The following is a 22,924-nucleotide window of genomic DNA, read 5'->3' as shown; positions in this document are numbered from 1 at the left end:
CGCCCCGAAGGCATTGATGCGTCTTCGGGGCGTCTCGGTGTTCGTGTTTTGGTTCAGTGGACCTTGAAGATGACGTTTCCTTTGCCGGGGCGGAAGCAGTAGCGGCACTCGTAGCACGATGCTGCTTTGCCTTGCTGGTGGAGGCAGGGAACGCCGTTCGCTCTCGGGTCGATGTTCAGGTAGGCGATGCGCCAGCCCGCAGGTGGGTCTGGCATTTCTGGGTCTACGCTTGCGAACACGTGGCAGTTGGGCAGTGCTCGCAGTGCTTCCAGCGCGGTACGGAGCTCTGGAACGATCCAGGAGCGTGTGTACGCGAAGAACTGTGTGTTCGGTCGCTTCGATGCGATAGACGCCCATGCCGCCACGTAGCGCCTATCGTAATAGTCGCCGCTCACATGGATGCGGAAGACCGGCAAGTCGTTTGGAATGTTCTTCAGCATTACGCGTACGAAGCGGCGCGTGTTCCACGTGAGCATGAGGTTGCGCGCGTACGCGAGGCGGCAGCTGGGACGTATGTGTTCGAAGCGTGCCGCGTAGCAGTTCTCCCGGCACCATTTGGTGGCGCCCGGGCACGTGAACCGGGACGGCAGGCTGAAGCTGCGTATGGGCCCGATCTTGATGTTGGCGCGGCCCACACTTGGATGGATGGTAATCATTCGTGCTCCTTTCCAATGGGAAAGGACGGAGCTGTTCTGGAATAGACAGACTCCGCCCTTTGGTTGAGGTGGCAGTGGGTTACGGGTTCAGGTTGGGTGAGATGTGAGTCGCGGGCTTACTGCGAGAGGGCTTCCGGCTCTTCTCCGCGCGCTTCGTCGAGGTCTTCTTCGAAGAGTTCTTGCGCGCTGCGGAGTTCTGCGGTCCAGTCGTGACTGTACGCATGGCACCAATGGTGAAGGGCGATGAGGAGCGAGGTCACGTATCCTTCATGATCGGTCTCTGGTACGTACTCGCCCGATTTGTAGCCGTCTCGCGCGGCGCGCGCGAGTAGTGCTTGGCGCGCGATGTCCAGCATGAGGTCACGTGTCGTCATGGCCTGCGGCTCCTGGGTTTTGCGTTGCACCGCCGCTGGATGGTATCCAGTGCGCGCTTGTGCTGTTTCCAGAAGGCCCGCGCAACGCACAAGTCCTTGCGGTCGACTACCAGGCGGCCCTTGGAGTCTTCCCGCAGGCGCACACAAAGTTGACCGTGAACATGCAGCCACCCGTGGTATTGCCCGTCTATCGCGCAGAAAGCGTATCCAGGCTGTTGGTCCGCCGGCGCAATGTCCCCAACCACCGGAATCCCCGCTTTGATAACTGGCGCCAGCGCGCTTCTTACGGTGCTATTGCCGGCGTGATACGCCAGCCGGCGGCAGAAAGGACTTGGGCCTTCGTCGTTCGCGTCCGGCTTTCCGTACGCATCTTCGATTGCGGCGACATCGCGTCGCGCCACGAGAATGATGACCGATGCCGTGTTACTCATCGGAGGTCTCCTCGACGGACCAGGTGTCTGGTTCGAGTTCGTTGGCGTATTCCTGTTCCTCCTCGTCCACGACCGAAGCGTGACGTTCCTTGACGCGGGCCTTCGCCTCGTCGGGATTGTTTGCGATGACCGAGTAGTAGCGGACGTGCACTTCGCGCACGCCCACAAAGTATTTCTTCTTCATCGGGTGGTCTCCTTATGTTGTGATTCTGAGGTCAATGGCACTCTGCAGCGAGTCGCGGATCAGCGCCAGCAGCCGTTTCATTTCATGCTTGGTGGTAGAAGCGTTGTCCACTGTCTTATCCACTTCACGGAGCAATGCGGAGCGTATCTGAAACAGCACCGTGATAAGACTTGACTTGTCTGTCGCAATCGCGGCTCGCGCTTTGTCGTCCGAAGGATACCGGCAGCATCCGCCACAGCGTTGAATTTCGAACGCGTCGCTGTCTGTGTTGAAGATGAGCAGCCAGCCATCATTCTTACATGCACGGCACGGTTCGGGTTCTGTCATGTTCGTCATACTCACCTTTCTCCGCGCCTTTCGGGGTAGTCCTTGTAGTATTCCTTCCGAATGGCGTCCCTGAACTCTTCGCGGAGCGCGTCCACTTCGAGCGAGGGTTGGAAGATGACAAAGGTTTCGCCGTCGTCGAGGTGGATCTCCGTTGCGATGGTCCAGACTTCATTCGTGAAGGTTACGTCAACAACGGTTTTTCCTTTGAGCATCTGCTTTATCTCTTTGAGATGCTTTTTGCCGTCCTTCGATCGCATGAAGCGTTCGATATCTGCCATGTTGCATGCGTCACCCATGGTTATGTCTCCTTTCGTTGCGTTCGTTTAGGTTTCTTGGCGTACGTTCGTTTGCGGAAATGTGAGCTGAACTGTTCCTGAAGGGTGGGTGTGGACAGTTTGTCTTCCTGGAAGGTGTAATCGTCGTTGTTGTCTAGGTGGAGGGTCGTGCTGATGCCGTCTTCGGTGGCGTGGAACGTCACGCGGGTGATCCGGTGACTTTCGAGGTGGGCGCGGATGCCTTCGAGGAATTGGCGTCCGTGTTTGGACCGCATGAAGTGACGACTGTCTGGCATGATCGTTTTCCCTTTCTGGGGTAGGTGCGGACTGTTTCTCCGTCCACGGTGATGCGAGTGGTGTCGTGATACTTGTCCATCCATTGCTCGAATCGGTCCAGGACGTCGGGCAGCGTCGATGCGGTGTAGTCCAGGACCAGGCAGCTTCGCGGATATTTTTCGTCGTGTTGCTGAAAGAACCCGCCGGTGAATTCTTTGTCCCCGAAGTGTTCGAGGGTGAACTTTGCCCTCCAAACAAAGATGGAGTTTTCGCTCGCGTAGGGGTATTCGCCGTGGACGAGTTCGTACAGGTGCCGGGCGCGTTCGAGGATGGCGCTTGGCGCGTCGCTGCGTTGGGCCCAGCCGATGTAGACGCTGGAGTTCTTGCCGAAGGCTTTGCTGCGCCGGCCGCAGACGCACTGCCACACGTAAGGGTGGCCGTCTGCCCAGGCGATCACCTTGGCGAGGCGTTCGTCTTCGGTCTGGATGCAGGGCAGGTCGTCTGATGTGTAGATGCGATGTGCTGTGGTTTGTTCGATGGTTTTCATGGTTTCACCTCATGGTTTCTTCTTCTCTTTTTTCCTGTTTGTTACGATTGGAGGGGAACGCGTTCGACGTACGGTCAGTACTCGTCGGGCAGGAGGAAGGTCGTGACGAGGCGTCTGCCGCTGTCGTCCATGGCGGCGTCGGTGATGATCCAAAGTTTGGTCTCGTCGTTGAGCAGGTAGCTGCTCAGGATGCGCGCCCCGGTTTGCAGGGCTTCCCGGTTGGCTTGCTGGTCTCCTGCGCTGAGGAGTCCCCAGTCGCCGGTGGCGTGGCGCCTGAGGTATTCCAGGCCGGTGGTGGTGTTGCGGGCGAGGGCTTCGAGCGCGCCTGGTGTGGCGACGATCTGGCCCAGGTGAAACAGTGGTTGAAGTTGTTGCTTGTTCATGAGTTCTTTCTCCTTGAATGGTTGTGGTCCGGTTGGGCGTGGTTCGCCTGCCGGGCCGGTATGGGATCGTTCTGGGTGTTGGCTACGGATCGATTGGTCGACAGCGAGAGTTGCAACGGGCGGTGGGAGCGGTCTCTACGAAGGGGAACCGAGACTATTCGCCTGCATGGTCTTCCGCTTGGTTACCAGTCTTGGGACGACGCTTCCTTGCTCTGGCGGTCATTGCTATCGTGTGGCGCGCCGCATTCTGGCTGAACGCGCATTTCGACTAGCGCGTAGGTGCATTGGACGCGTCTGCCGCAGGCGTATCGACGTTCTACGCTGATGCGGCCGCGTACGGGGACGTTCTCTATTGCGGCGATGCGCGCGGCGCCGCAGACGGGGCAGGTTGGCGAGTGGCTTAAGGTGTTGTTCATTGTGTTCCTCCTTGGTCGTGGCCCGGCTGGGTCCGCCGGTGCCGGATTGCCCCTGACTGGGCCGTTGCGTGTTGGTTCGTGGAATGCGGTTAGGCAGGGACGGCGTTTGTCTCGAGTGACTGGGCCGTCTTCAGGATGAGGTCGACGCAGTCGCAGACGCGGTGGAGCACTTCGATGCAGGCGCGCGCCGTTTCCATTCCGGCTTCTGCTGCGTACGTTTCGATATACTTGAACGCGCCGCCGAGGTCTGCTTCGTGGGTTTCTCCGATGCACGTGAGCAGGACCGCGCCGCCGAGCTCGGCCACGATCTCACGGTGCCACTTTGCTTCTTTGAGTGCACCCAGGCGGTGATCGGCGGCATGTGTGAGTTCGTGAACCCAGGTGGAGGCGTTTTCCACGCCGAGCATGATGGATTCGCCGCTGGCGCCAGGCCGGTAGTAGCCGAGCGGCGCGTTCCCGTGGTGGGCGTATGAGCCGACGTGGATGCCCCAGGCCTCGGCAACTTCAACGAGTGGCAGGGAAGCGATCCAGGTGTCTGCTTCACGGTCTTTCTCCGGTAGCGGTTCGCCGTCGGTGTCCTCCACCGCGAAGACGGGTACCGAACGGAACCCGTACAGGAATCGCTGTTCGGTTTCCTTGTCTTCCTCATCCTTTGCGGTGACGGTCTTGACGCATGGCGCGAGGATGTGGATGGCCTTGCTGCCGGGGATTACACGGCGGCCGATTTGGTTCCATTGCCGAATGCCGCGTGCGTCCGTTGTGCCGTATAGGGCGAGGATGAAGCGGTTTGACCACGACCACTTGCTGCTTGGAACGTCATCTGCGCCGTGGATGAAGATGGGTGCGAGCGCCTCGGGGAGTTGTTCCGGATGCCGGAACGCTTCCACGATGCGGTCGGCGACTTCTCTGCTGTGTCCGTAAAACTTCATGGTGTTTGCCTCCTTTGGGTGTTGAGGCCCAACAGGCCTGCTGGGTTCCTGTTGGGCCGGTAAACTGACTGCGTGAAAACTTTGGGGCGAGAGGCGGCTTTCCTCTTTCTTGACCAAGTACGTGAAATGAGGGACGAAATTGTCCGCGGGCGCGGCTGCGCGATTTTCTGAGAATGCGGTGATTGAAGCGGTCGGTAGTGCTGCGCGGGTACCGCGCGAAGAAAAGCGACGGCCAAATTGTTATCGTCGAGGTGCGCGGTGTGTGAGGCGGGAATAGCTGGCGCTAAAGAAATCGTGTGGTCGGGGCGCTCGTCGAGAGGTCCCGATGGCGTGGTTTACCGGCAATGCGGTGCTCCTGCCTTCTTTTCCTCGGCAGTTGGCCGTAGGGGAGGCGGTGTGGAGCTGTTGCCGGATACAGCGATCGCTTACGGGTCACAAAATCCGGGTTAGGGAAATGTAGCTGTATGCGCGAGTTGCTGTGTTTGGTTTGGCAGTTCGGAGGTGTGGCAGTCTTTATATACTTTGCGATGATGCGGAATTGGCCCACGCGGAAGTTGCCGTGCATTTCTCTATTGGTGCGTGACGGCAAAAGCTTAAATGTTTGGCCGATTTTCCGCTTAGCCTGATGGATAAGGCGGCACCGGGACTGGAGGAAGTCATTGATTGCGGTTATGCACACCTGCTGAAATCTGAGGGAGAACGACAGATCGCATCGTTCCTGGAACGATGCGGTATCCGGTACATGTATGAGGCGCCGGTTGTCGTGACCCAGAACGGAAAGCAAAGAATCTGGTACCCCGACTTTCTGCTGCCCGACCTAGGCCTATACATCGAATACTTCGGGATGACCGGACTGCCGGAATATGATCAGGGCGTCCAAGAAAAGACAAAGGCCTATGCGAATGCCGGACTGCAAGTAATTTACGTATATCCGAAACACTTGCACGAACCTCTGCCAGGGTATCTCGCGAGTGAGATTGGGCGAGTAACGTATAATCGCGCACAACTAGCCGAACAGAACCTACGAGTTCCAGCTTCTCGGTCGCTGTTGCAGCACGTATCAATTCCTGGCGCGCGAATAGCAACCGGGGACGGCAGAGGATATCGCTGAGCCACTCGCATGCGAAAAAGTGGATTTGAACGTGTATGGCAAAGCAACGCCCAAACGTTGCGCAATACTCCATCGCAAATCCTTCGAACGTCACTACGGCACGGTACTTGGATTCATTTCAATGTAGAACCATTCTTACTTGATGGCTCAAGGTACCAACCGTCTACCTTCACCTTGGTCGGATAGCGGAATGGAAAGGAACTGCTCAATGGATATGCCGAAGTTGCTTCTGAAGAATCCCGGAAAATGACAGGGCGTCGGACAACCAGTTGACGATGGGAAAGAAGTTCCGTGTATGGGACAAGTGAGATAGCGCTTGGTCAGCAATTCATTAACCGTATTGTCAAATATGATTGCCATATAGCGACGCGCCTCGAACTCCTCTGCCGGTTTGAGCGTTTCGCTCAACTCCGATTTCAGATCGCTTGGTGTATAGCTATCGAAGCGGAGCGGCGAAATGGCTTGCATGATTTTCATGTTTTCGGTGAGCAGCGCGAAAGCAAGGGGTGCCTTGGTGCGTAACCGCAAGACTGCGGAGCTAAACCACGGGAAGTCCCCTGTTGTAGCGGGCAGAATGTGTTCCGGCCGCTTCCACCCGAAGCGGGCCAGCAATGCCTCGTGTAGCGCGGTGTAGTCATCCAGTTTATCCCAGTCCGTTTCGGACGGGGTGAGGCGACGAAGCGGTAGGTCCTCCACGAGTGCGTCGACCATTCGCACAAATCTCCAGCCCGGGTGAAAATCTTCCCATGCAATACGTTCACTACGCTCCAGCCATCCGGGATTCATGGCGACGTCGCATAGGAGACGTAAGAGTATCTCGTCATTAAGACCAGCGCGGGTTCGAAGATGTGCTTCGGCAAGCTGGTAGGGATCGAGGTCTCCCATTTGGTCCATCGCTTCGCAGAAGGTCTTCTGACTTAGCGTCCATGCCAGATATACCGTTTCGTTGCTTCGCGCATGTCCCTCCAGAATGTGTCGACCTCCCATTACGTAGCTGTTCCCGGCAACCTCGATGTGCGGACTCGATGTGGAAAGGGGAGCTGTAAGCGAAGCAGGAATTGCAGTAGAGACGTCCTGATCATCACCAAAAAGCGCAGTTCGAATCGCCGCGGCCCTAGACCCGAGAATTAATGGATCCTGGTCAATAGTATTGGAAAGCCGGCATAAATCAAGAAGGACCGGACGGCGCAGTCTTCCGAGATCATGGATTTCAAAGAGTTGACGCAACGCGCGAGAGATGCAGGCACCGGCAGTCAATGTAATGTCGTAATGAAATCTTCCATAGGTTGTGCCGATAATCTGAAGATGGTGGAACCATTCATGCAGAAAAGTGGACCAAATGTGCCAGTTCTGTTCGTAGGTCGGACCGCCGGGATCGGCTAGCCGGATATCCTCCGGTGAAAACCACGTCTTCGTAAAGAAGCCGGACGGGCTATATTGGCCCAAGGTCGTATGCAGTGTGGTTTTGTTTCGAGAGTCCATTTCCTATTCTCCCACGGTCGTTGCTTTGCGGCGATATCCTGCACCCGAGGGCGTCGCAGTCCCCGCGATAGCCGCAGTGAACTGCGAATTATGCACGCATGAATTGGCACGCATCCCTGTGCGGCAGGGAGTTATTGGTCTATACTACTTGCTCACTGGCGGCAGCACCATCGCGCTAACTAGTCGGTCCAGAGAATGGACAGGATGATCACAATCCATGGGATTAACTGAGAAAACCAAAGCGGCAACTGAGGCATTGCTACAGTCGCTTTTTCCGTCCAAGATGCAATACTTCAATGCGGTCTGGGCATCTTGCCTCGGGAGGGTCGGGATACGGCGTATCGAAGACGCCGGGCCCACTACGCGAGAGCGAATATGGGACGAACAGGCGTCGGCGCGGCTGACAGACCAGTTGCGCAGCCTTTTTGACCGCAGACTCAGTTACGTCACGTTGATTATGTTTGATAGCGTCATGGCACTTCAGGAAATCAAGAAAGTGAGGGCGTTGGACGAGAAAACCTTAACGAGTGTCATTCAGGACGCGATAGCGCGCACAAACGCTTCCGAGAAACTTGCGCAGCACTTGATGCAGGTTGTGCCCCATCTCGTCGCAAGTATTCTTGATATCAATCTGCCGTCGCGCGCAGAACTCCCTCCATTACCGGTTCAGAGCGACCAGTATTACGTCGCGTGGCGATTGCCGGATGGAACAGGGTCAAAGTCCGGCTTTCGAAGCGAGCGCCAAATCAAATCCGATATTCTCGCTCACCGAAGTGACTTTCACTTGGTGGTTGATGAAAGAACCGATGAAATACTGGTTCGCAACAAGAACATGAAGGGGAGAAAGTCGGCAGAGTGCTTGTCCGTTTCTATCCATGCACTCCAAAGACGCCATAGAGTCCTTCTATATTTGATACTCAGCGCGCTACGAACTCGCGCCGAAATCCCTCACTCACAAATCGCTCGCGAAACATTCGGGGGGACTGTTGAGCTTACGGCCTCGAACATACGCAGGACTCTCAGCGCCGTAAACTCAAAGCTACACGGCGTATTCAAGGGAATCGTTGAGCCAATTCCAGGAATGGGCAAGTACAGGATATCCTCGGAGCCTTTCTTCTACTGTTGGATTAGAAGCGATAAGCACACCTCGCGACTGAGGAAGGACCGGTGGTGCCATGAGGAGGATCACGGCTCGGCACGCCCAGTCTCGCCGCACTGACTTCGAAGCTCGCCACCTAGCAGTCACATCCATGGTTTCTCTCTCGCCTCCGTTCCGAAACGCTGAACTCAAGATGATTCGCAGTAGTCGCCTCGCGGCAACTCGGCCGGATTCCTGTCGCAAACGCCCATAACCTCGATTCGACGAGGCTGCGCTTCTCTGTTTTTTTCGCGATCGCTCCGTTACAAACCCCGACCTGATCTCAAGCCCTTTCTCGTCTTTTCGCTGTATGGCAAGAAAACGCAGAACCACAAGGTCTACAAGTGCCGAAACAAGCTGTAGGTGGACAAAGAATGTCAGGGCGGGTGGACCTTTCGTGCAACGTCGATGAGTACTCTGTCGGCAGTTGAAACGAGAACGCGCAGGTTTCAGGAAGCCGAGGCGCCAAGCCGGGATATCTTGCGCAGCTTACTGAGAACCACGCGCTCGCTTCAGCATGTGACCCGAGTCGGGCCCGACTCCTAAACCGCAACGAGCGTGGAGCACTGCCGGCGCTGGCGCGCCGTGTCCGGCAGCTACTCCGGAGGAGTCGGAAGATGTCATTCAAAAAGAAATCCAATCGCCGTCGCGTATCGAAAACGTCCAAATTGTCCCAAAAACAGAAAGGCCCGGGAAAGTATGCGTCAGCTAAGACCGCGAACAAGCCCAATGCCACCAAGAAGCGGAAAACGGAAAAGAACCCAACGTACGGGAGCCGTGAAGAACTTGGTGCTGACTTGCATGCCTTTCGGGGGCGACTGGATTCCGTCATCCGGCTCGTCTCACTGATGTTTGGCCTGCAGAAATCCGCCGCGGATGACCTGTACCAAACCGTGTTCGAAAAGGCGTGGAGCGATCCCACGCGGGTTCCCGCGAAACGTGGCCAGTGGTCGTGGCTCTTGAAGGTCGCGTACCGGACGGCGATCAGCACGTTCCGTAGCAACCAACGCTTTGTGTTCGTGGACTTGGAAGCCGGGCTGAACGACGAAACCATGCAGGAAGACTGCGACGTTGCCGTCTTCCGCGCCGTCGTTCCCGCGTGTTCTACACAGATGTGCAAGGTCGTACCCATTGTTGATGTTCACGTGGCGCTTTCCGAACTTCAGGAGGAAATAACGCAAGAAGTTGCGCTTCTGTCTCTTAGTACGATGGGAAATTGCTCCGTGCGGGATATTGAAGAGATGACGGGAACCAAGCGCACGCGTGCCAGCAAAATGATTCAGACGGCTAAAGACGCGTACCGCGACCGATTCCCGGCTCATAGAGAGTACGTCGCGTAGCTCTGCTGAGTCGGTTGCGCGGACATCGCGCACCACATGTGCGTTTCTTACTGGGGCGCCGTAGTCGGGTAATTCGCCTGGCTGCGGCGCTTCAATTCGAGAAAGGAGGCGAATGCATGTCAAGAACTGTCACAAAGGTTCATCGGCGCAACGGTTGGTTCTTAGGTCGCGTGATTCGGATGGTAGCTCAGGCGACGGTTGCGGAATTTTGGGAGCGTCTTCAGTCGGAGGGTTGGTGTCCGCGGTCGGAAATCGCAGCCGAATCTCAAGGCCCCAGTTCGCACTTCGCAGACCCCCATTCGCCCGAAGCCGAAGTTAAGCACCTGCTTCGCATGCACGACGAGTTAGTGAAGCTCTTGGAGCACTTTGAGGCGCGTGCTGGCGTCAGCAAACGTCAGCGTCGTCGGCTCAGGCAAGAATTGAGACTCACTGCCAACCTTATCGCACGCAACCTCGAGTGCCTGCATGCGCTCGGTGTTGCTCCGATGAAAATCCCGGAGTTCGTGGACTTCCGTCTTCACGATCCGATGTGGACGGTACCCACACACGTTGCCGCGGACGATGGCCGCGTAACTGACGTCTATCTCCAAGGATTCGCAAGCAACGGGCAAGTGGTACGGCAGGCCAAGGTCGCCGTCCTGAAGTACGTGCCCAAACCCGATTCTCAACCAAGAAAGGAGAGCCAAGTATGAGTGTCGCAGAATCCGCCGACCAACTTGATCTTGGGAGCGAGGTTGTGCAGCCCAAGAAGCGTCCGGGCCGACCACGCAAAAACGCTCCCAACGCCCAGAAGGGCATCGTTGTGGGTGTCGATCTGGGAAACGTGACGACTCTCGTCGCGTTTCTCAACGCGCTCCTACAAAAGATTGTAGCGCCAGACCCTGAAGGTCTTCTTTGCACTCCAACGGTCATTGCGTTTCAAGACGGCGATCCGGACAAGCCACTTTTCGGTCGGGCGGCCAAGAGCTACTGCAAAGTTCATCCGGAGCACTGTTTCGACTTCATGAAGCGCGCACGCGGTCACGGGGACGTTCCGGGCATCGTGGATAAGAACGGCCGCATATGGAGTGCAGGAGAGCTTGAAGCGCTGTTCCTGCAATGGCGGCTTAAGCATGTCGAAGAGATGACGGGCCTGCCTATCGTGGGCGTGTTGATGTGCGTGCCCGCGGACTTCAACGATGCCCAGCGCCGTGCCAGTCTCGACGTGGTGCTGAATGCCGGCTATACGCCGATCGGCACGGTGAACGAACCGACGGCGGCCATCGTCGCGTATGGGAAGGGTAAAGATGGCGCGTTCGTTGTCGTGGATATCGGGGGCGGCACAACGGATGTGTCGATCGTCCGCGTGGAGAATGGGTGCGAATTTACCGTTCTCGGGACGGCTGGCCGTGACGACCGCGGCGGACGCGAGTTCACGAGTGCGATCGTGGATTCTTGTGTCGACTACGCGCGACAGCACGGAATTACGCTCGATCCCGAGGAGGACGCGCGGGACATCATCCTTCTCGATTCAGAATGCGAGAACGCGAAGATCGATGTCACCACACGGGAATCCACTACGATTACTTTCCGCGCAAAGGACAAACTGTTCGACGTTCCCTTGACGCGCGCCACGTTCGAGTCGCTTGTAGCGCCGGTGTGCGAAGACATTTTCGCGCTGTTCACCGAGGCAATGACACAGACCGGCCTACAGCCTGACCAAATCGACGGTTTGGTGTTTGCCGGTGGCGGTTCCCGCGTCCACTGCGCGCGGGCGCGCATCGAGGCCTTTGTCGGCCTCGATAAGGTCCGTAAGGATATCGATGTGGACAAGGCAATTGTCATGGGCGCGGTAGACCTTATCGGCGCCAAGATCGAGGAGCGTGCCGCGGCCGGCAACCTGGCAATCAAGGCCCAGGTCGAGGAGTACCAGCTCAAGGCGGACGTTAACGTCCGCGACGTACTCGGGCAGGCCTTGGGGATTCACGCCATAGACAAGCGGACAGGTCGCGAACTCATGGCGCCCATCATCGAGCAAGGCGCGCCGCTTCCCGCGAAGGCAACGCGGTTGTTCGGTCTTGTCATGCTTCAGGAAGGCCTTCCTGGCACGGCAAATATCGTCGTCCTTCAGGGCAAGGCGCTGAGCGATGCCAAGGACTGTCAAGCGCTGCAGTCGTTCGTCCTGGATAAGGTCCCGGATGGCCCGATGGACGAGCGGGTGCGCGTGACGTTTGCGGTGGACACGAACGGGCTAGTGGATGTCCACGCCATAGATACCCTCAGCGGTTCGGAAATCGCGGGACAGGTGGATGCGCGTGGTGCGATCGCGCAACGCCAGTTGGGCTGACGCACCCGGACGTGTTCGCGCCTTGGATCGTCTGGTTTTGTGGGCTGCGGGTGTCGTTTGGCCCGCAGCCCGCTGTCAAAGAGTCGAACGGGAAAAGACGTGGAGGGTTTGCACAATGAGTCCAGACAACGTTTTGCGTGAGCGTTTCGCCAATCCGACGGCAGAGCACCGGTTGGAGTGTGTCTATTGCGACATTCTGGTCAAAGACGTCAGCCCGAGTATGGACGAGGAAGGTTTCGAGACTCGGAAGAACAAGCGCGTTCTCATGCACGAAGCGACGGCGAGTTTCCTCGAACTTAAACGGGAGCGGCGCCCGTTGGATTACGTCGCCATTGTGACGTATGGGTGTGTCGGCCAACTTGTTTGTCCGCTGGTCAACGTGGTTGACGGTCATCGGAAGCTTTGCGATGCGCTGGATCAGACGCGCCGGATCAGGAGTGGGGGAACGTGCATCAAGGAAGGCCTGGCGATCGCGCTGGGCGTGTGCGGAAATTCGCCGATCAATACGAACACCTGTGGGTTGCCGACCGTCACTAGACTTCTCGCGTATACCGACGGTCACGATGCATCCATGCATGCGGCGCGGGACTACGCGCACCGACTTAAGGAGCGCGGGGTCGTGATCGAGACGTTTGGAATCGCGAGAACTCCACGAGCTGTTAATGAGTCGTTTCTGCGCGAGATTGCGACCGAAGACGCCACGGGATTCGTTCACTACCGCTTTTTGGGTGATGGCGCCACGATCAGCCGGACGTTTTCGCAGTTGGCTACAGGCATGCTGACGTTCGAGGCGTAGCAGCTCGTATGACGCCGCAGGAAGCGCTGCAAACACTCGGACTGTCCGCACTGCCTGCGACGCGCGATGCACTGCGCGCGGCACTCGAGCGCAAACTGGCCGGTGCCCGTGCACTGTTGGCGCGGTCCGCCGCGAGTGTCAACCGTGACCAGATTTTTCAGCGCATGGCAGCGTGTGGCGAGGCCTATGCGGCGCTCGAACCGTTGGTGCCTGGTCAACAGGCGCCGCAGCCGCCAACGGCCCAACCTTCGCCGCACCCTCCTGTACAGCGTCAGCCCCCAACGGCGCCGGTTGCCTCCCCTCGAACACGTCAGCGGCAGGCTGTAGGGCCGCAGCGTGTCCCCGCGCCTATGCCTCCCGTATCGTCTGCGCGGCCAATCCCTCAGGCGACGCAGGCGCCGTCACCGGCGCAGACCCAGCCGGTTACGCCACCTGCATCATCGGCGCCGCGCCGGAGTGTGACGCAGTCACAGCCGGTTGCGCAGCCCCCGTACCAGCCGCCCTATGCGAACTGGGCGCGTGCGGCGCGGCACTGGTGGAATCGCTTCTGGCAGAGTCGAGGCAATCGACATCGCTACGCGGCGATTGGTGTGGCCATATTGATTCTCTTTCTGCTGTCCCGTGGGCTCGCGCGGCCCGATAAAGAGCCGGCCAGGTATGTCTTCATGACCGAGCCTATGCAGTCGGTCCAGGCAGAGCCACACGCGACGCCACAACCACTTCGCGAAGTTCCGCTGGGTCAACCTGCCGGCACAGTGACCATTCCGTTCGCGCCATCCGATCCTGAACTGCCGGTTCGGACCATCCTCTTGCCGGAACCCATGGACAATCTCGTATGGATTCTCTGCCATCCCGTCGCGGACGTGTACATCGACGGCGCATATGCGGGGGAATCGCCACGGCCGAAGCCGTTTCTAATTTCTGCCGGGTCGCACGCGGTCCAGGTGATCCCCAAAGGTGAGGTGAGTGCGCGCCGTTTTGACGTTTCGCTCAGTACGGGCAAGCCGTATGTCATTCATGTCCTGCTGGATGAAGATCAGGTGTCGATTCACGAAGGAGTATTTCCATGCGACGCGGCACGGTAAGCCTGTTTGTGGTTGTTTATGCACTCGCGTTCTTGTCCGGCTGTTCGACGCTTGTGGACGAGGTCGCCAGCACCTCTCCCATTGCCGCGAATATGTTGAAGGGCACCTCGTCGTGGTACGACCGCCAACAGGCCGCACGCAAAAATGCCACGGCGCCCTTACCGCCTCGCGTCGACGTGAGGGCAACGATGGGTGACGGCGGCATAAACGCTGACCCGGTTCGATCAACCGCTCAAGTCGAGTCACCCGTGTCGACGCCGCCACCGGCAATGACAAGCGCGCAGACATCGGCCCACGTCGAATCGAATGCAGGAGAACCACGGGCAGCTGCCTCCAACGGAGCTGGTAACGGCGCAATGGATGCCGATTCAGTCCGGCGTGCGGGGACGGCGAGTTCCTCGACGAGCGTCGCGCCTCAAAACGCAAAGCTCTCCGAAGGTCTCGTACTGGCGTACACCCGGTACGCGCACTTCGAATACGGCGAGGCGATCGAGCAGTCGGTTCGGGTCTTCGGCGACGCTCGTGTCCTTCCTGCGGAGCAGGCGCTCGCCCTGATCATTGCTGCCGCCGCTGCGTATGTCCTGGGCCAAGATCAGAAGTGCCGCGACTTCCTCTTGATGGCCGTAGAAACCGATCCCCGCGTCGTGCCCAACCCAAACGTGTTTCCCAGCGAAGTCTGCCGCCTGCATCGTGCAGCGCGCGCAAACGTGGATTGAGGAGCTAATCATGTCCCAGCCAAACCCTTATCAGTCGTTGCGGCAGCAGATCGGCAATGTGTTGACGGGCCGCACGCGTAAGAAGCAGGCCCGCATCACGCGAGACCCCGTTTCCGAGCGGACGGCGTTCGAGTTTGAGGAACGCACCTATTGGGACGCCCAAGGCGCCGAAGTGATTACGGAGGAAGTGTCGACGCATCGCCTGTTGGCGTGCGGCTGCCGCATCTCAGCCCCCTCACAGATTCGCGGCATCTGTCCTGCATGCAGCCAGTCATTATGGGTCCGTTTCACGCGCCGCCAACGCTTCGTGTGCAATGACCATTACATTTGCCTGCGGTGCCGCACTAGGAAATTGCGCCAGGCGCATGGCGGCGGTTTCTGGCGCACCTTGCTCGCAATTGTCCTGTGGCCGCTGTTCGATGTGACCTATGATGAAGAAACGTAGTCGCCACGACGGGGCGGATGCGGATTCGCTTGCGCGCCTCGTGGATGAAGCGAACGAGTTGGGTGCGCTGCAGGAGAGCGCCATCCAGGGCTGGGCGGCTGCCGCCGCAGTGTCCCCGGACGATTCCGATGTACGGGAGATTCTCAGCCAGTCCATGCACGCCTTTCGCGTGCGGCAAATCGTGGACCCTGATCCGTTTCGCCCGTATCCAGGTCCCGAAACGGGCCTCGATCAGGGAGATATCGAAGTCGGTGGCGTGAACGAGTCGGCGTTGCCCTGGCGCATCGCGCTCCAGGACCTGCCGCATGCGCTCATCGTTGGCCCGACCGGTGGCGGCAAGACCTCGCTTATTGTCGGTATCCTCGAACAGTTGGCCGGACGCTTGCCGTTCATGTACATCACGTGGAAGACAGACGCAGCACGCCTGCTTGTCGACCCGCCGATCCTGCGCCGCGCGTTCCTCCTGCAAGAGCTCAAGATTTCCGCTTTCACGCCGCCGCCTGGCACCGATCCGCTGGTCTGGGGACGGTTGATCATCGAGTTGTTCGCTGCCGTCTACGGTTTGCAGTATTCCCGGGCGTTGCTCGTGGAATTCCACGACACCCTGCAGGACCTCTATGGCAAGTACCGCCAACGAACCGGAACCCCAACGACATTCACCTTCCGCGACCTTTATGAGTTGTCGTTGCGGAAGAAATCGAAGTACTCCGAGGGCCTTCAAGCAGCCTTGGATCGGCTCATGGCGGCCACTGGTCCCGTCTTCGACTGTTCGTCAGGCATGGACCTCTCCTCGGCATTGTTGCGTCACCCTTCGCTGGTGATGATCCCGAATTTGCATGAGGGGTGCGCCGCGCGGTTCGTTGTGGATTTTCTGATGGAATACGCCCATGCCTACTTCCTTAAGAACGGTCCTAACGATGGGTCGCCGCAATTTGCGTTCTGTCTCGACGATGCGCACAGGTTCCTGAGTCAATCGGCGGAGAGCAACGGTCTCACGCCGCTTTCTCATCGGTACCTGATTGCGCGGCAGGCAGGCCTTCGGTTCATTGTCGCTTCGCAATGTCCATATGATCTGGCAATGCCTGTCTCCAGCCAGTCCGGGGTCATTGTACAGGTGGGCCCCTTGAGTCACGCCAAGGACCTGCAAGCAGTTGGTAACGCGCTGGGGCTTCCTCCGGCGCATTGGGACCGCCTGACGAAGCCCGTCTCCGGCGAATTTGTGGCGCGCGAGAACCTTGGGCGGTACGCAAAGCCATTTGCAGGCGTCGTCAGGCGCTTTCCGGGATCGTCGTTCCCATTCTCGGACGCGGACAGGCGACGGCTTATGGACCCTGTACTGCGCTCGCTACCGTGGAAGCCTCGCGTTTTGCTGGACGTGGTGGAGCGTACGGTGACGCGACCCGCTGCGGGTGTGGTGCCTGCACGGATGCCCGGACGTGTTTCCGTGCGTGCACGCGCGCTCGCCCAGGATGTGCTTACTCATCCATGGGACCTGCTCGCGGTACGCAACGCAAGGCTCAAGCACAAGGGCGGTACGGCAACCCGGGTGAAGAACGAGCTTATCCGGTTGGGTTGGGTGAAGGAGCACGAGATACCGCAACGAGGAATGGCCAATATTGCGCTCGAGCCGACGCCACTGCTTGCTGCGGCGTTGGGCGGGCGGTTGCCTTCGTTTGGGAAGGGTGGTTTTCTGCATGCGTTTGTTCAGGAGTTGGTCGTGCGAAAGCTGACTTCACAAAGTTACATGCACGTGCGGAAGGAACGGTTTTACGGCAGCAAGGCCGTCGATGTGGTCGGCCAGGATCCAACGGGTGGATGGATTGCGGTCGAAGTTTCCATCTCGTTGACCAACGTTGTCGACAATGCCGAAAAGGATTTCATCGTCAAGACCGATTGGGCGCGGCTCCATGTCGTGTGCCTGGATGTCCCTCGGCGAAACCAGGCGGAGCGAGCAATACGCGCGGCGCCTGGACTGGGCCGGCACCTTTCCAGAATTCGATTTGAGACGGCTGCCATGTACCTCTGAGGGGACATTCCGGCGCTTTAGTGCGTCTTATCCAAACGAGGAGATCGATAGGCATGGATAAATCCGATTGGCACGGCTCGTCGCCCCCGCCTTTCGATATCCGCCGGTACGCTCCGGACCATTCGTTCTTCACCAAGGAAGAACACGAACAGGCGCGCCGGCGCGGATACGAGGATGCTGTCGACAAGTGGTGCGAGACCATGGACTACCGGAAGTGGAAGGGTTGGTACGACAGCGTGATCCAACGGGCAAGAGAGGCGACGCGGCAAGGCCTCGCGAGCGTTGGGCTGAGCGGCCGTATGCTCGGTGCACTGGGCGGCGCGTTCCGATCGGTGCCCGTGCGGGCTGCGGGCCGGCCGTATGACCGCGATCAAGTCGCGTTCGGGAATTCGCTGATCGACCACGTTCATAACATCGTCCACGAAATGGACAAACTCGGCGTGGCCCACGACGCAGAAGAGTTCGACGTACCGGTTCAGCACCGGGAGCGCTTCCAGGAACTGAAGTCCCAGTTGCGCGGCGCGCTCGATCGCGTCTACGACCTGGACCTCGACGGAAAGCTTCGGCGCGGTGCGAGCAGCCCGCCGCGCAGAGTGAGCGACGAGGTAATGGTTGCGGATTATGTGCCAGACGACCCCGAGCTGCAGCGCATCCAGCAAGAGTACAAGGCCGATGTCGCGGCCGCTGAAGCCAGGTACCGGGAGTGGCGCGAACGGCGCAATCTCAATGCCGATGGCAGTTCATGCGTCCGTTGGTTGCCCGCGCAAGAAGGTCGCGCGGATGCGGCGGTTGATGATGAAGCGGAAAACACGTGGCCAGAGGAAGACGACGGCGAAACGACGGTAATCGAGGAGACTACGGACGATTGGGGAGTAGGCAATGCGGGTGATTTTTAGCCCGCCAAAGGCGCGCATCGTTGCGGTCGTGATCGGCGCGTGGATGGTCTGGACCTTGATCGAACGGCATTCGATTACTGGGCTTCGTTTGCCGCCGTTCGAGCCGGTTCATGTCATCGCGGCGATGTGCGTGATCGGCATCACGATTGTGGGGATTTTACGGCTGTTGATAGACCGTAATTCTCCTTGGCAGTAGGGAACTTCAACTGGATTGAAAGGAGGTGATACGTCATGAATGAATCCAACGTCATCGAGTTACCTGTAGATTGGGATGAGGAAGCCCGTGAATACTACTTGGTTCCGGAAGGCGACTACCAAGTCTTGGTACAGCGGGTCGCGTGCGAACCGGACGGCAGAGTGCTCGTCGAGATGAAGATATTGGACGACGGACCGAGCGCAAACAGGAGGTTGTTTGGGTCCTATTCGCTCGGCCTGCCCGCTGGCAAGCGGCTGTTCAAGGAATTCTTGGCCGCGATTGGTGTCCAGCCAGAAGGCTCTCGGCTGCCGGTCTCACAATGCAGGAACAAGTTGCTGGATGTGACGGTGAAGCACAACGCCCGTGACGGCAAGACGTACGCGAACGTAGTGGCTCACCGAGTCTGCTCGACGTAAGACTGAATTGATTCACGCTGGGAGGGTCCTCTTTCGGACCCCTCCCAGCTTTCGGCAAAAGGTAATCGACCATGGAAGACCTGTTGACCAGACACGAAGCCGCGGCACGGCTCCGCATTGGGCTACGCACGCTCGATAGGCGGCTCGCTACCGGTGAGTTGAAATGCTACCGGTTGGGCGACGGCCCGCGGGCGCCCGTACGCATTACCGAAGCGCAGCTGCAAGCGTACCTCGAGCGCCAGAAGATGCCGTATGTTCAGGCGCGCGCCCAAGAGTTGCTGGAACGTGCGTGATCTAATGTCTTCAGATATTGTTTGCGGCCTCGTTGTATCCGGTTTGGAAGTGCGCGTACCGCTCGGTGATGGACGTCGAGGAATGGCCGAGCCAGCCGGCGATCACGTGCAGGGACGTTCCGGCGACGGCATGTCGGGACGCGAACGAGTGCCGCAACGCATGGGGCGTCGCCTTGAAACCCGCGATCGCGCAGACGCGTTGGAAGGATTTCTTAAACTCCACGCGGTATCGGTTCTTGCCGTTCGTTGCACGTGTCGCTTCGAGGATGTATCCCTCGCCGCGGCGGTGCGGCGCAAGAATTGCGATGAGGTCGTCATGCATCGAGATGGTGCGGTTTCGCCGACTCTTGGTGGTGAATTCGCCGTGGTTCGATACTTCGATGATTTTGGTGTCCCAACGGATCCATTCCCAGCGGGCAAAACACGCTTCGCGCTTACGCAGGCCGGCCAATGCCATGAGTGCGATGGCCAGGCGGATGTTTCGCGCTTCGATGGTTTTGATGCCTTTCTCCTGTGCGTAGTGTTCGGTGGCCTTGAGCAGCGACTCGATGCTTTTGCCATCCAGGTAATCGCGGTGAACGTGTTGAGGGATTCTGTAGAATTCAGCGGAGAGGAAAGGGTTCGGTCCCGTATACTTGTTGAGCCTGATGGCGTGGTTCCAAATGGAGCGGAGAGTTTTGAGTGCACTGTTGACGCTTGTCTCGCACAGCCCGGTACCTTCAGGCTTCCCCTTGCCTTGCGTGCGGATGCGCGTTTTGAATTCTCGAACTTGGTCTACGGTCGCGTCGCCGAGTCGCTCGATCTTCGTAAACTCCCTAAACTGCCGGAACCAATTGGTGTATTCGTCCACGGCGTTTCGCGATCGATGTTCGGTCGCCCATCTCAGGAAATCCGTCCAGAATGCGTCGAGTGTGGGATTCTTTACATCGGCTTTGGGGCGCTCAACGATGACGAATTCGACCGATGGTTTGAATTCCGCCTTGAGTTCAATTTCCCGCTTGAGCCTGCGGGCTTCCGCCGCACTCTTGGTGCCAAGGGAGCGATGTTTGAGAATTCCCCCTTGCCGGTAGCTGATGTACCACACGCCGCTTTTGGACTTTTGGTGAATGTTGGCCATGACGACCGTCCTCCATTCGGTAAAGACGCCGTCACTGGTCAGCAGTGTCCGAAAGTCTGCCAGAAAGTTTTACACTTTCTGTTACACTCAGGCTGTTTTGACACAATGAAGCCAGCGACTCGTCTTCGCAAGTCGCTGGCTATCAACGATCTCTAATGGTGGGCGGCGAGGGATTCGAACCCCCGGCCCCCTGCGTGTAAAGCAGATGCTCTAACCAACTGAGCTAGCCGCCCGAAGGTTTAATAGTATGGAAGATGCCGGGGGTTGTATGCAACGGGCCGGCGGGCGCATCATGAAAGGAAGCGCGCGCAGTGGGGGCATTGACGCGCCGCCTCGCGTCGTACCTATCGGTTTTGGGGGGTATCATCATGAGCACGTTGGCGTTAGTCGTAGCCGCGATCGTATCCGCGGGTAGCGCTGCGGGACCCGTGAACGAAACGGACAGCAACGCGATTGCGTTCGGACAGCGCGATGCAGCACAGGAGGCCGCATTCGTGAAGCCAAAGGACTACCGCAAGGAACCGTTCCGGCGCATGGTCATACTCGGCGAGAGCACGGTCGAGGGCGGGCCCTGGTTGTTGAAACGCAATCAGCGGTACGCCGACATCGTCGCCAACCTGATATCCGATTGCCAGGGCAAGCGCGTCAAGTACTTCAACAAAGGGATCGGCGCGAACGCGATCTCGCCGCGCAGTCCGGGCTATGCAAATTCGCGCAAACCCAGCGCGATGGAACGATTCGAGAAAGACGTTATCGCGTTGAAGCCCGACCTGTTTATTCTCTGTTACGGCCTGAACGATATGCGCGCCGGCATGCCCATCGACGAGTTCCGTGAAGACATGGCGAGGATCATCGGCGGCGTGAAGGCGGCCTGCGATCCCGTCATCGTCTTGACCACCGTTTACTACATGACCGGATGGCGCAGCTACCCGCCCTACGACAAGGGCAGCGTCGAAGTAACGCTCGCGTACAACGACTGCATTCGTTCGCTGGCGGCGGAGTTCGATTGCATCCTCGCGGACGTGTGGGAAGCGGAAGGCGGCGCCGACTGGCTAATCGATCCCGACGGCGTTCACGCCAACCGCGTGGGCAACATGGTCATCGCACACCGTATCTTCGAAGCTCTGGCTCAACACGCAAGCTGCCTCACCAACGAGACATTCCGCCGCACCACCGACACGAAATGGCGCACGAACACAACCAACGCCCGTGAAAAATCCGGCGACCCATTTGTAAAGACGTGGTGATTACGGCGCGTTCGCCTGCTTGACCCGCCGCGACCAGAACCGCTCCGCGTCGCGGTGCGGCGCAAGCACTTCCTCCAACTTTCGCGGGTCGTCATGCTTGATGCGCGCGATGCGCTCACGGACCCAGTCGAGAAAGAACTGCGCGGACGCGCGGCTGATGCGCTCCTTGCGCTCGCCGACTTCCACATAGTACGGCGCGGTCGAGGCGAAGCGGAACGTCTTGGAATTGTCGGTCACGGCGCGAACGATGAACCAGCCGCATTCGTCGAATCGAAGTGCGCCGAGCGAGCCGGTACGCTTCCATTCCTCGAATGGCACAGTGTGATCGATTGCGCCGTTCTTAATCACTTCGACGTACGGAATTGTGTCCTGGGTCAGAATCTCGGCGGTAATCGCGATATCGATCGGCTCGCCCGATTGGAAGACGTGGCCGGGAATCTCGCCGTTTGCTTTGACAAACAGCATAGGGCCGTTCGTGACGAAACTGCGCCCGGCCCGCAACCCCTCCCACCACGCGTCCCACTGCAGGGCTCCGTCAAGGTGCACGTACACACGGTTGTACCCGACCGGGTTCGGCAACACGCCGGACGCGCTGCCTGCCGATGGAGCAATGCGAATACCGCTGCTCAAAAGCTCGTAATAGATTTCCTGCGACCAGTAACCGTTGCCGCGCGGTCTGGGGAGTCGGGCCGTGTCGCGCCGCTTGCCCCAAGCTTCGCTCTCGTACATGCCGCGCCGGCACATGTGATTGTTCGCGATGCCAATCGAATCGCACAGGCCCTGCGCGATCGCCGTGGGCACGTCCCACCAGAACGGTTTCTCGATATCGATCCACAGTCCCGAATTCGCCCGCTTCGCGTCTGCGAGTATTGTTAACGGTGACGGCCATTCCTTGTCGCACATGGACAAGTCCACCGGCGATGTCCCATTGAAATACAGGAACGCGCCGCCTTCGCGTTCGTCTTCGCCGGCCATCAGGTGATAGAAGCGGTTATCGTCGAACTTCATGGACGGATCGTTCGGGACGCTTCGATTCGACCAATAGTTCTTCGTGTTCCACCACGTAATCACCGGCGCGACATGTACGTCCTCCGCCCGCATCAACAATTCGATGTCCTCCGGCGGACGATGCACGTGCAAGTCTCCGGGCCACCACCCGGCTGCCTGAACGTCGACAAATCGATCCGTTGTCACGGCAACTTCAGTAGTCTGATTGCCACGGATCGAGAAATCCGCCCGCGCGGCACGATATTCCGCGCCGCGTTCAACGATCGCGTGGTAGTGGCTTTCCGGCAAAGACAACGTACCCCCGCCGGGAACGACAAAATGGTCGTGCCACCAGGGAAACTCCGTCACCTTTACGGTTTTCCCATCGAGGTCGGTCAGGTGAACGCGCGCCGGCGTTTCCGTGCCTGCTGCGGCGTCAACGACGCGGATCGACAGCGTTCCCATCGGCTCGGTCTTTTCTCCATCCGCCATGTTCTGTCTCCTCGCGC

Annotated in this window: 26 protein-coding genes and 1 tRNA gene; 13 read left to right on the top strand and 14 right to left on the bottom strand. The window is 58.7% G+C overall.

The window, feature by feature from the left end; genetic code table 11:
• Window positions 1–53: 53 nt before the first annotated feature.
• The 11 genes from HUU46_19255 to HUU46_19205 form a co-directional block, all read right to left on the bottom strand.
• Complete coding sequence (locus HUU46_19255) at window positions 54–656, bottom strand: hypothetical protein (GenBank protein ID NUM55784.1); 603 nt, start codon at window positions 654–656, stop codon at window positions 54–56.
• A gap of 116 nt (window positions 657–772) precedes the next feature.
• The gene (locus HUU46_19250) at window positions 773–1,030 is read right to left on the bottom strand and encodes a hypothetical protein (protein ID NUM55783.1); all 258 of its coding nucleotides are present in this window, start codon (window positions 1,028–1,030) and stop codon (window positions 773–775) included.
• A complete protein-coding gene (locus HUU46_19245) occupies window positions 1,027–1,461 on the bottom strand; it encodes a hypothetical protein (protein NUM55782.1) in 435 nt (144 codons plus the stop codon). Before HUU46_19245 ends, HUU46_19250 begins: the two co-directional genes overlap by 4 nt.
• Complete coding sequence (locus HUU46_19240; GenBank protein NUM55781.1) at window positions 1,454–1,645, bottom strand: hypothetical protein; 192 nt, start codon at window positions 1,643–1,645, stop codon at window positions 1,454–1,456. Before HUU46_19240 ends, HUU46_19245 begins: the two co-directional genes overlap by 8 nt.
• Before the next feature lie 12 nt (window positions 1,646–1,657).
• Window positions 1,658–1,981, bottom strand: a complete 324-nt coding sequence (locus HUU46_19235; GenBank protein NUM55780.1) for a hypothetical protein — start codon at window positions 1,979–1,981, stop codon at window positions 1,658–1,660.
• Between the two features lie 2 nt (window positions 1,982–1,983).
• Window positions 1,984–2,268: a hypothetical protein gene (locus HUU46_19230; GenBank protein NUM55779.1), complete on the bottom strand. Its 285-nt coding sequence runs from the start codon at window positions 2,266–2,268 to the stop codon at window positions 1,984–1,986.
• A gap of 178 nt (window positions 2,269–2,446) precedes the next feature.
• A complete protein-coding gene (locus HUU46_19225) occupies window positions 2,447–3,070 on the bottom strand; it encodes a hypothetical protein (GenBank protein NUM55778.1) in 624 nt (207 codons plus the stop codon).
• Between the two features lie 74 nt (window positions 3,071–3,144).
• Window positions 3,145–3,453 (bottom strand): hypothetical protein, encoded by a 309-nt coding sequence (locus HUU46_19220; protein ID NUM55777.1) that lies wholly within the window; start codon window positions 3,451–3,453, stop codon window positions 3,145–3,147.
• A 182-nt stretch (window positions 3,454–3,635) separates the two neighbouring features.
• The gene (locus tag HUU46_19215) at window positions 3,636–3,869 is read right to left on the bottom strand and encodes a hypothetical protein (GenBank protein ID NUM55776.1); all 234 of its coding nucleotides are present in this window, start codon (window positions 3,867–3,869) and stop codon (window positions 3,636–3,638) included.
• 89 nt (window positions 3,870–3,958) lie between these two features.
• A complete protein-coding gene (locus HUU46_19210) occupies window positions 3,959–4,798 on the bottom strand; it encodes a hypothetical protein (GenBank protein NUM55775.1) in 840 nt (279 codons plus the stop codon).
• 1,258 nt (window positions 4,799–6,056) lie between these two features.
• On the bottom strand, window positions 6,057–7,391 hold the full coding sequence (locus HUU46_19205) for a hypothetical protein (GenBank protein NUM55774.1): 1,335 nt from the start codon (window positions 7,389–7,391) through the stop codon (window positions 6,057–6,059).
• A gap of 1,755 nt (window positions 7,392–9,146) precedes the next feature.
• On the opposite strand from HUU46_19205, the gene HUU46_19200 reads away from it, so the two are divergent.
• The 12 genes from HUU46_19200 (at window position 9,147) to HUU46_19145 (ending at window position 19,064) form a co-directional block, all read left to right on the top strand.
• Window positions 9,147–9,869 carry a hypothetical protein gene (locus tag HUU46_19200; protein NUM55773.1) on the top strand — a complete coding sequence of 241 codons (723 nt, stop codon included), beginning with the start codon at window positions 9,147–9,149 and terminating at the stop codon, window positions 9,867–9,869.
• 116 nt (window positions 9,870–9,985) lie between these two features.
• On the top strand, window positions 9,986–10,561 hold the full coding sequence (grpE, locus tag HUU46_19195) for a nucleotide exchange factor GrpE (protein ID NUM55772.1): 576 nt from the start codon (window positions 9,986–9,988) through the stop codon (window positions 10,559–10,561).
• Entirely contained in the window at window positions 10,558–12,195 is a 1,638-nt protein-coding gene (locus HUU46_19190) for an Hsp70 family protein (GenBank protein ID NUM55771.1), read from the top strand. The genes grpE and HUU46_19190 overlap by 4 nt, the downstream gene beginning before the upstream one ends.
• 115 nt (window positions 12,196–12,310) lie before the next feature.
• Window positions 12,311–12,991 carry a VWA domain-containing protein gene (locus tag HUU46_19185; protein ID NUM55770.1) on the top strand — a complete coding sequence of 227 codons (681 nt, stop codon included), beginning with the start codon at window positions 12,311–12,313 and terminating at the stop codon, window positions 12,989–12,991.
• 8 nt (window positions 12,992–12,999) lie between these two features.
• Entirely contained in the window at window positions 13,000–14,076 is a 1,077-nt protein-coding gene (locus tag HUU46_19180) for a hypothetical protein (GenBank protein NUM55769.1), read from the top strand.
• Window positions 14,058–14,792, top strand: coding sequence for a hypothetical protein (locus HUU46_19175; protein NUM55768.1), 735 nt, complete (start codon window positions 14,058–14,060; stop codon window positions 14,790–14,792). The genes HUU46_19180 and HUU46_19175 overlap by 19 nt, the downstream gene beginning before the upstream one ends.
• Window positions 14,793–14,802: 10 nt before the next feature.
• Window positions 14,803–15,237 carry a hypothetical protein gene (locus HUU46_19170; protein ID NUM55767.1) on the top strand — a complete coding sequence of 145 codons (435 nt, stop codon included), beginning with the start codon at window positions 14,803–14,805 and terminating at the stop codon, window positions 15,235–15,237.
• Window positions 15,224–17,263 (top strand): ATP-binding protein, encoded by a 2,040-nt coding sequence (locus HUU46_19165; protein ID NUM55766.1) that lies wholly within the window; start codon window positions 15,224–15,226, stop codon window positions 17,261–17,263. The genes HUU46_19170 and HUU46_19165 overlap by 14 nt, the downstream gene beginning before the upstream one ends.
• Window positions 17,264–17,316: 53 nt before the next feature.
• On the top strand, window positions 17,317–18,159 hold the full coding sequence (locus HUU46_19160) for a hypothetical protein (GenBank protein NUM55765.1): 843 nt from the start codon (window positions 17,317–17,319) through the stop codon (window positions 18,157–18,159).
• A complete protein-coding gene (locus HUU46_19155; GenBank protein ID NUM55764.1) occupies window positions 18,143–18,355 on the top strand; it encodes a hypothetical protein in 213 nt (70 codons plus the stop codon). The genes HUU46_19160 and HUU46_19155 overlap by 17 nt, the downstream gene beginning before the upstream one ends.
• 35 nt (window positions 18,356–18,390) lie before the next feature.
• The gene (locus tag HUU46_19150) at window positions 18,391–18,771 is read left to right on the top strand and encodes a hypothetical protein (protein ID NUM55763.1); all 381 of its coding nucleotides are present in this window, start codon (window positions 18,391–18,393) and stop codon (window positions 18,769–18,771) included.
• A 71-nt stretch (window positions 18,772–18,842) separates the two neighbouring features.
• On the top strand, window positions 18,843–19,064 hold the full coding sequence (locus HUU46_19145; protein ID NUM55762.1) for a helix-turn-helix domain-containing protein: 222 nt from the start codon (window positions 18,843–18,845) through the stop codon (window positions 19,062–19,064).
• Between the two features lie 10 nt (window positions 19,065–19,074).
• On the opposite strand, the gene HUU46_19140 is transcribed toward HUU46_19145, so the two are convergent.
• The gene (locus HUU46_19140; protein NUM55761.1) at window positions 19,075–20,181 is read right to left on the bottom strand and encodes a site-specific integrase; all 1,107 of its coding nucleotides are present in this window, start codon (window positions 20,179–20,181) and stop codon (window positions 19,075–19,077) included.
• Between the two features lie 156 nt (window positions 20,182–20,337).
• Window positions 20,338–20,414, bottom strand: a tRNA-Val gene (locus tag HUU46_19135).
• Between the two features lie 135 nt (window positions 20,415–20,549).
• On the opposite strand from HUU46_19135, the gene HUU46_19130 reads away from it, so the two are divergent.
• Entirely contained in the window at window positions 20,550–21,428 is an 879-nt protein-coding gene (locus tag HUU46_19130; GenBank protein NUM55760.1) for a hypothetical protein, read from the top strand.
• Here HUU46_19130 and HUU46_19125 read toward each other — a convergent pair whose 3' ends face one another.
• A complete protein-coding gene (locus HUU46_19125) occupies window positions 21,429–22,907 on the bottom strand; it encodes a CehA/McbA family metallohydrolase (GenBank protein ID NUM55759.1) in 1,479 nt (492 codons plus the stop codon).
• Window positions 22,908–22,924 lie beyond the last annotated feature (17 nt).

This window comes from Candidatus Hydrogenedentota bacterium (assembly GCA_013359265.1).
Taxonomy (GTDB): Bacteria; Hydrogenedentota; Hydrogenedentia; order Hydrogenedentales; family SLHB01; genus JABWCD01.
This window is presented reverse-complemented; position numbering and strand designations above follow the sequence as displayed.

Excerpts from the sequence above, each read along its gene's own strand:
- HUU46_19170 (NUM55767.1), top strand. The coding sequence starts at position 14,803 with ATGTCCCAGCCAAACCCTTATCAGTCGTTGCGGCAGCAGATCGGCAAT.
- HUU46_19205 (NUM55774.1), bottom strand. The coding sequence starts at position 7,391 with ATGGACTCTCGAAACAAAACCACACTGCATACGACCTTGGGCCAATAT.
- HUU46_19175 (NUM55768.1), top strand. The coding sequence starts at position 14,058 with ATGCGACGCGGCACGGTAAGCCTGTTTGTGGTTGTTTATGCACTCGCG.
- HUU46_19230 (NUM55779.1), bottom strand. The coding sequence starts at position 2,268 with ATGGGTGACGCATGCAACATGGCAGATATCGAACGCTTCATGCGATCG.
- grpE (NUM55772.1), top strand. The coding sequence starts at position 9,986 with ATGTCAAGAACTGTCACAAAGGTTCATCGGCGCAACGGTTGGTTCTTA.
- HUU46_19125 (NUM55759.1), bottom strand. The coding sequence starts at position 22,907 with ATGGCGGATGGAGAAAAGACCGAGCCGATGGGAACGCTGTCGATCCGC.
- HUU46_19255 (NUM55784.1), bottom strand. The coding sequence starts at position 656 with ATGATTACCATCCATCCAAGTGTGGGCCGCGCCAACATCAAGATCGGG.
- HUU46_19250 (NUM55783.1), bottom strand. The coding sequence starts at position 1,030 with ATGACGACACGTGACCTCATGCTGGACATCGCGCGCCAAGCACTACTC.
- HUU46_19235 (NUM55780.1), bottom strand. The coding sequence starts at position 1,981 with ATGACGAACATGACAGAACCCGAACCGTGCCGTGCATGTAAGAATGAT.
- HUU46_19150 (NUM55763.1), top strand. The coding sequence starts at position 18,391 with ATGAATGAATCCAACGTCATCGAGTTACCTGTAGATTGGGATGAGGAA.
- HUU46_19180 (NUM55769.1), top strand. The coding sequence starts at position 13,000 with ATGACGCCGCAGGAAGCGCTGCAAACACTCGGACTGTCCGCACTGCCT.
- HUU46_19200 (NUM55773.1), top strand. The coding sequence starts at position 9,147 with ATGTCATTCAAAAAGAAATCCAATCGCCGTCGCGTATCGAAAACGTCC.
- HUU46_19245 (NUM55782.1), bottom strand. The coding sequence starts at position 1,461 with ATGAGTAACACGGCATCGGTCATCATTCTCGTGGCGCGACGCGATGTC.
- HUU46_19145 (NUM55762.1), top strand. The coding sequence starts at position 18,843 with ATGGAAGACCTGTTGACCAGACACGAAGCCGCGGCACGGCTCCGCATT.
- HUU46_19215 (NUM55776.1), bottom strand. The coding sequence starts at position 3,869 with ATGAACAACACCTTAAGCCACTCGCCAACCTGCCCCGTCTGCGGCGCC.
- HUU46_19220 (NUM55777.1), bottom strand. The coding sequence starts at position 3,453 with ATGAACAAGCAACAACTTCAACCACTGTTTCACCTGGGCCAGATCGTC.
- HUU46_19160 (NUM55765.1), top strand. The coding sequence starts at position 17,317 with ATGGATAAATCCGATTGGCACGGCTCGTCGCCCCCGCCTTTCGATATC.
- HUU46_19140 (NUM55761.1), bottom strand. The coding sequence starts at position 20,181 with ATGGCCAACATTCACCAAAAGTCCAAAAGCGGCGTGTGGTACATCAGC.
- HUU46_19225 (NUM55778.1), bottom strand. The coding sequence starts at position 3,070 with ATGAAAACCATCGAACAAACCACAGCACATCGCATCTACACATCAGAC.
- HUU46_19155 (NUM55764.1), top strand. The coding sequence starts at position 18,143 with ATGCGGGTGATTTTTAGCCCGCCAAAGGCGCGCATCGTTGCGGTCGTG.
- HUU46_19185 (NUM55770.1), top strand. The coding sequence starts at position 12,311 with ATGAGTCCAGACAACGTTTTGCGTGAGCGTTTCGCCAATCCGACGGCA.
- HUU46_19240 (NUM55781.1), bottom strand. The coding sequence starts at position 1,645 with ATGAAGAAGAAATACTTTGTGGGCGTGCGCGAAGTGCACGTCCGCTAC.
- HUU46_19165 (NUM55766.1), top strand. The coding sequence starts at position 15,224 with ATGAAGAAACGTAGTCGCCACGACGGGGCGGATGCGGATTCGCTTGCG.
- HUU46_19190 (NUM55771.1), top strand. The coding sequence starts at position 10,558 with ATGAGTGTCGCAGAATCCGCCGACCAACTTGATCTTGGGAGCGAGGTT.
- HUU46_19130 (NUM55760.1), top strand. The coding sequence starts at position 20,550 with ATGAGCACGTTGGCGTTAGTCGTAGCCGCGATCGTATCCGCGGGTAGC.
- HUU46_19210 (NUM55775.1), bottom strand. The coding sequence starts at position 4,798 with ATGAAGTTTTACGGACACAGCAGAGAAGTCGCCGACCGCATCGTGGAA.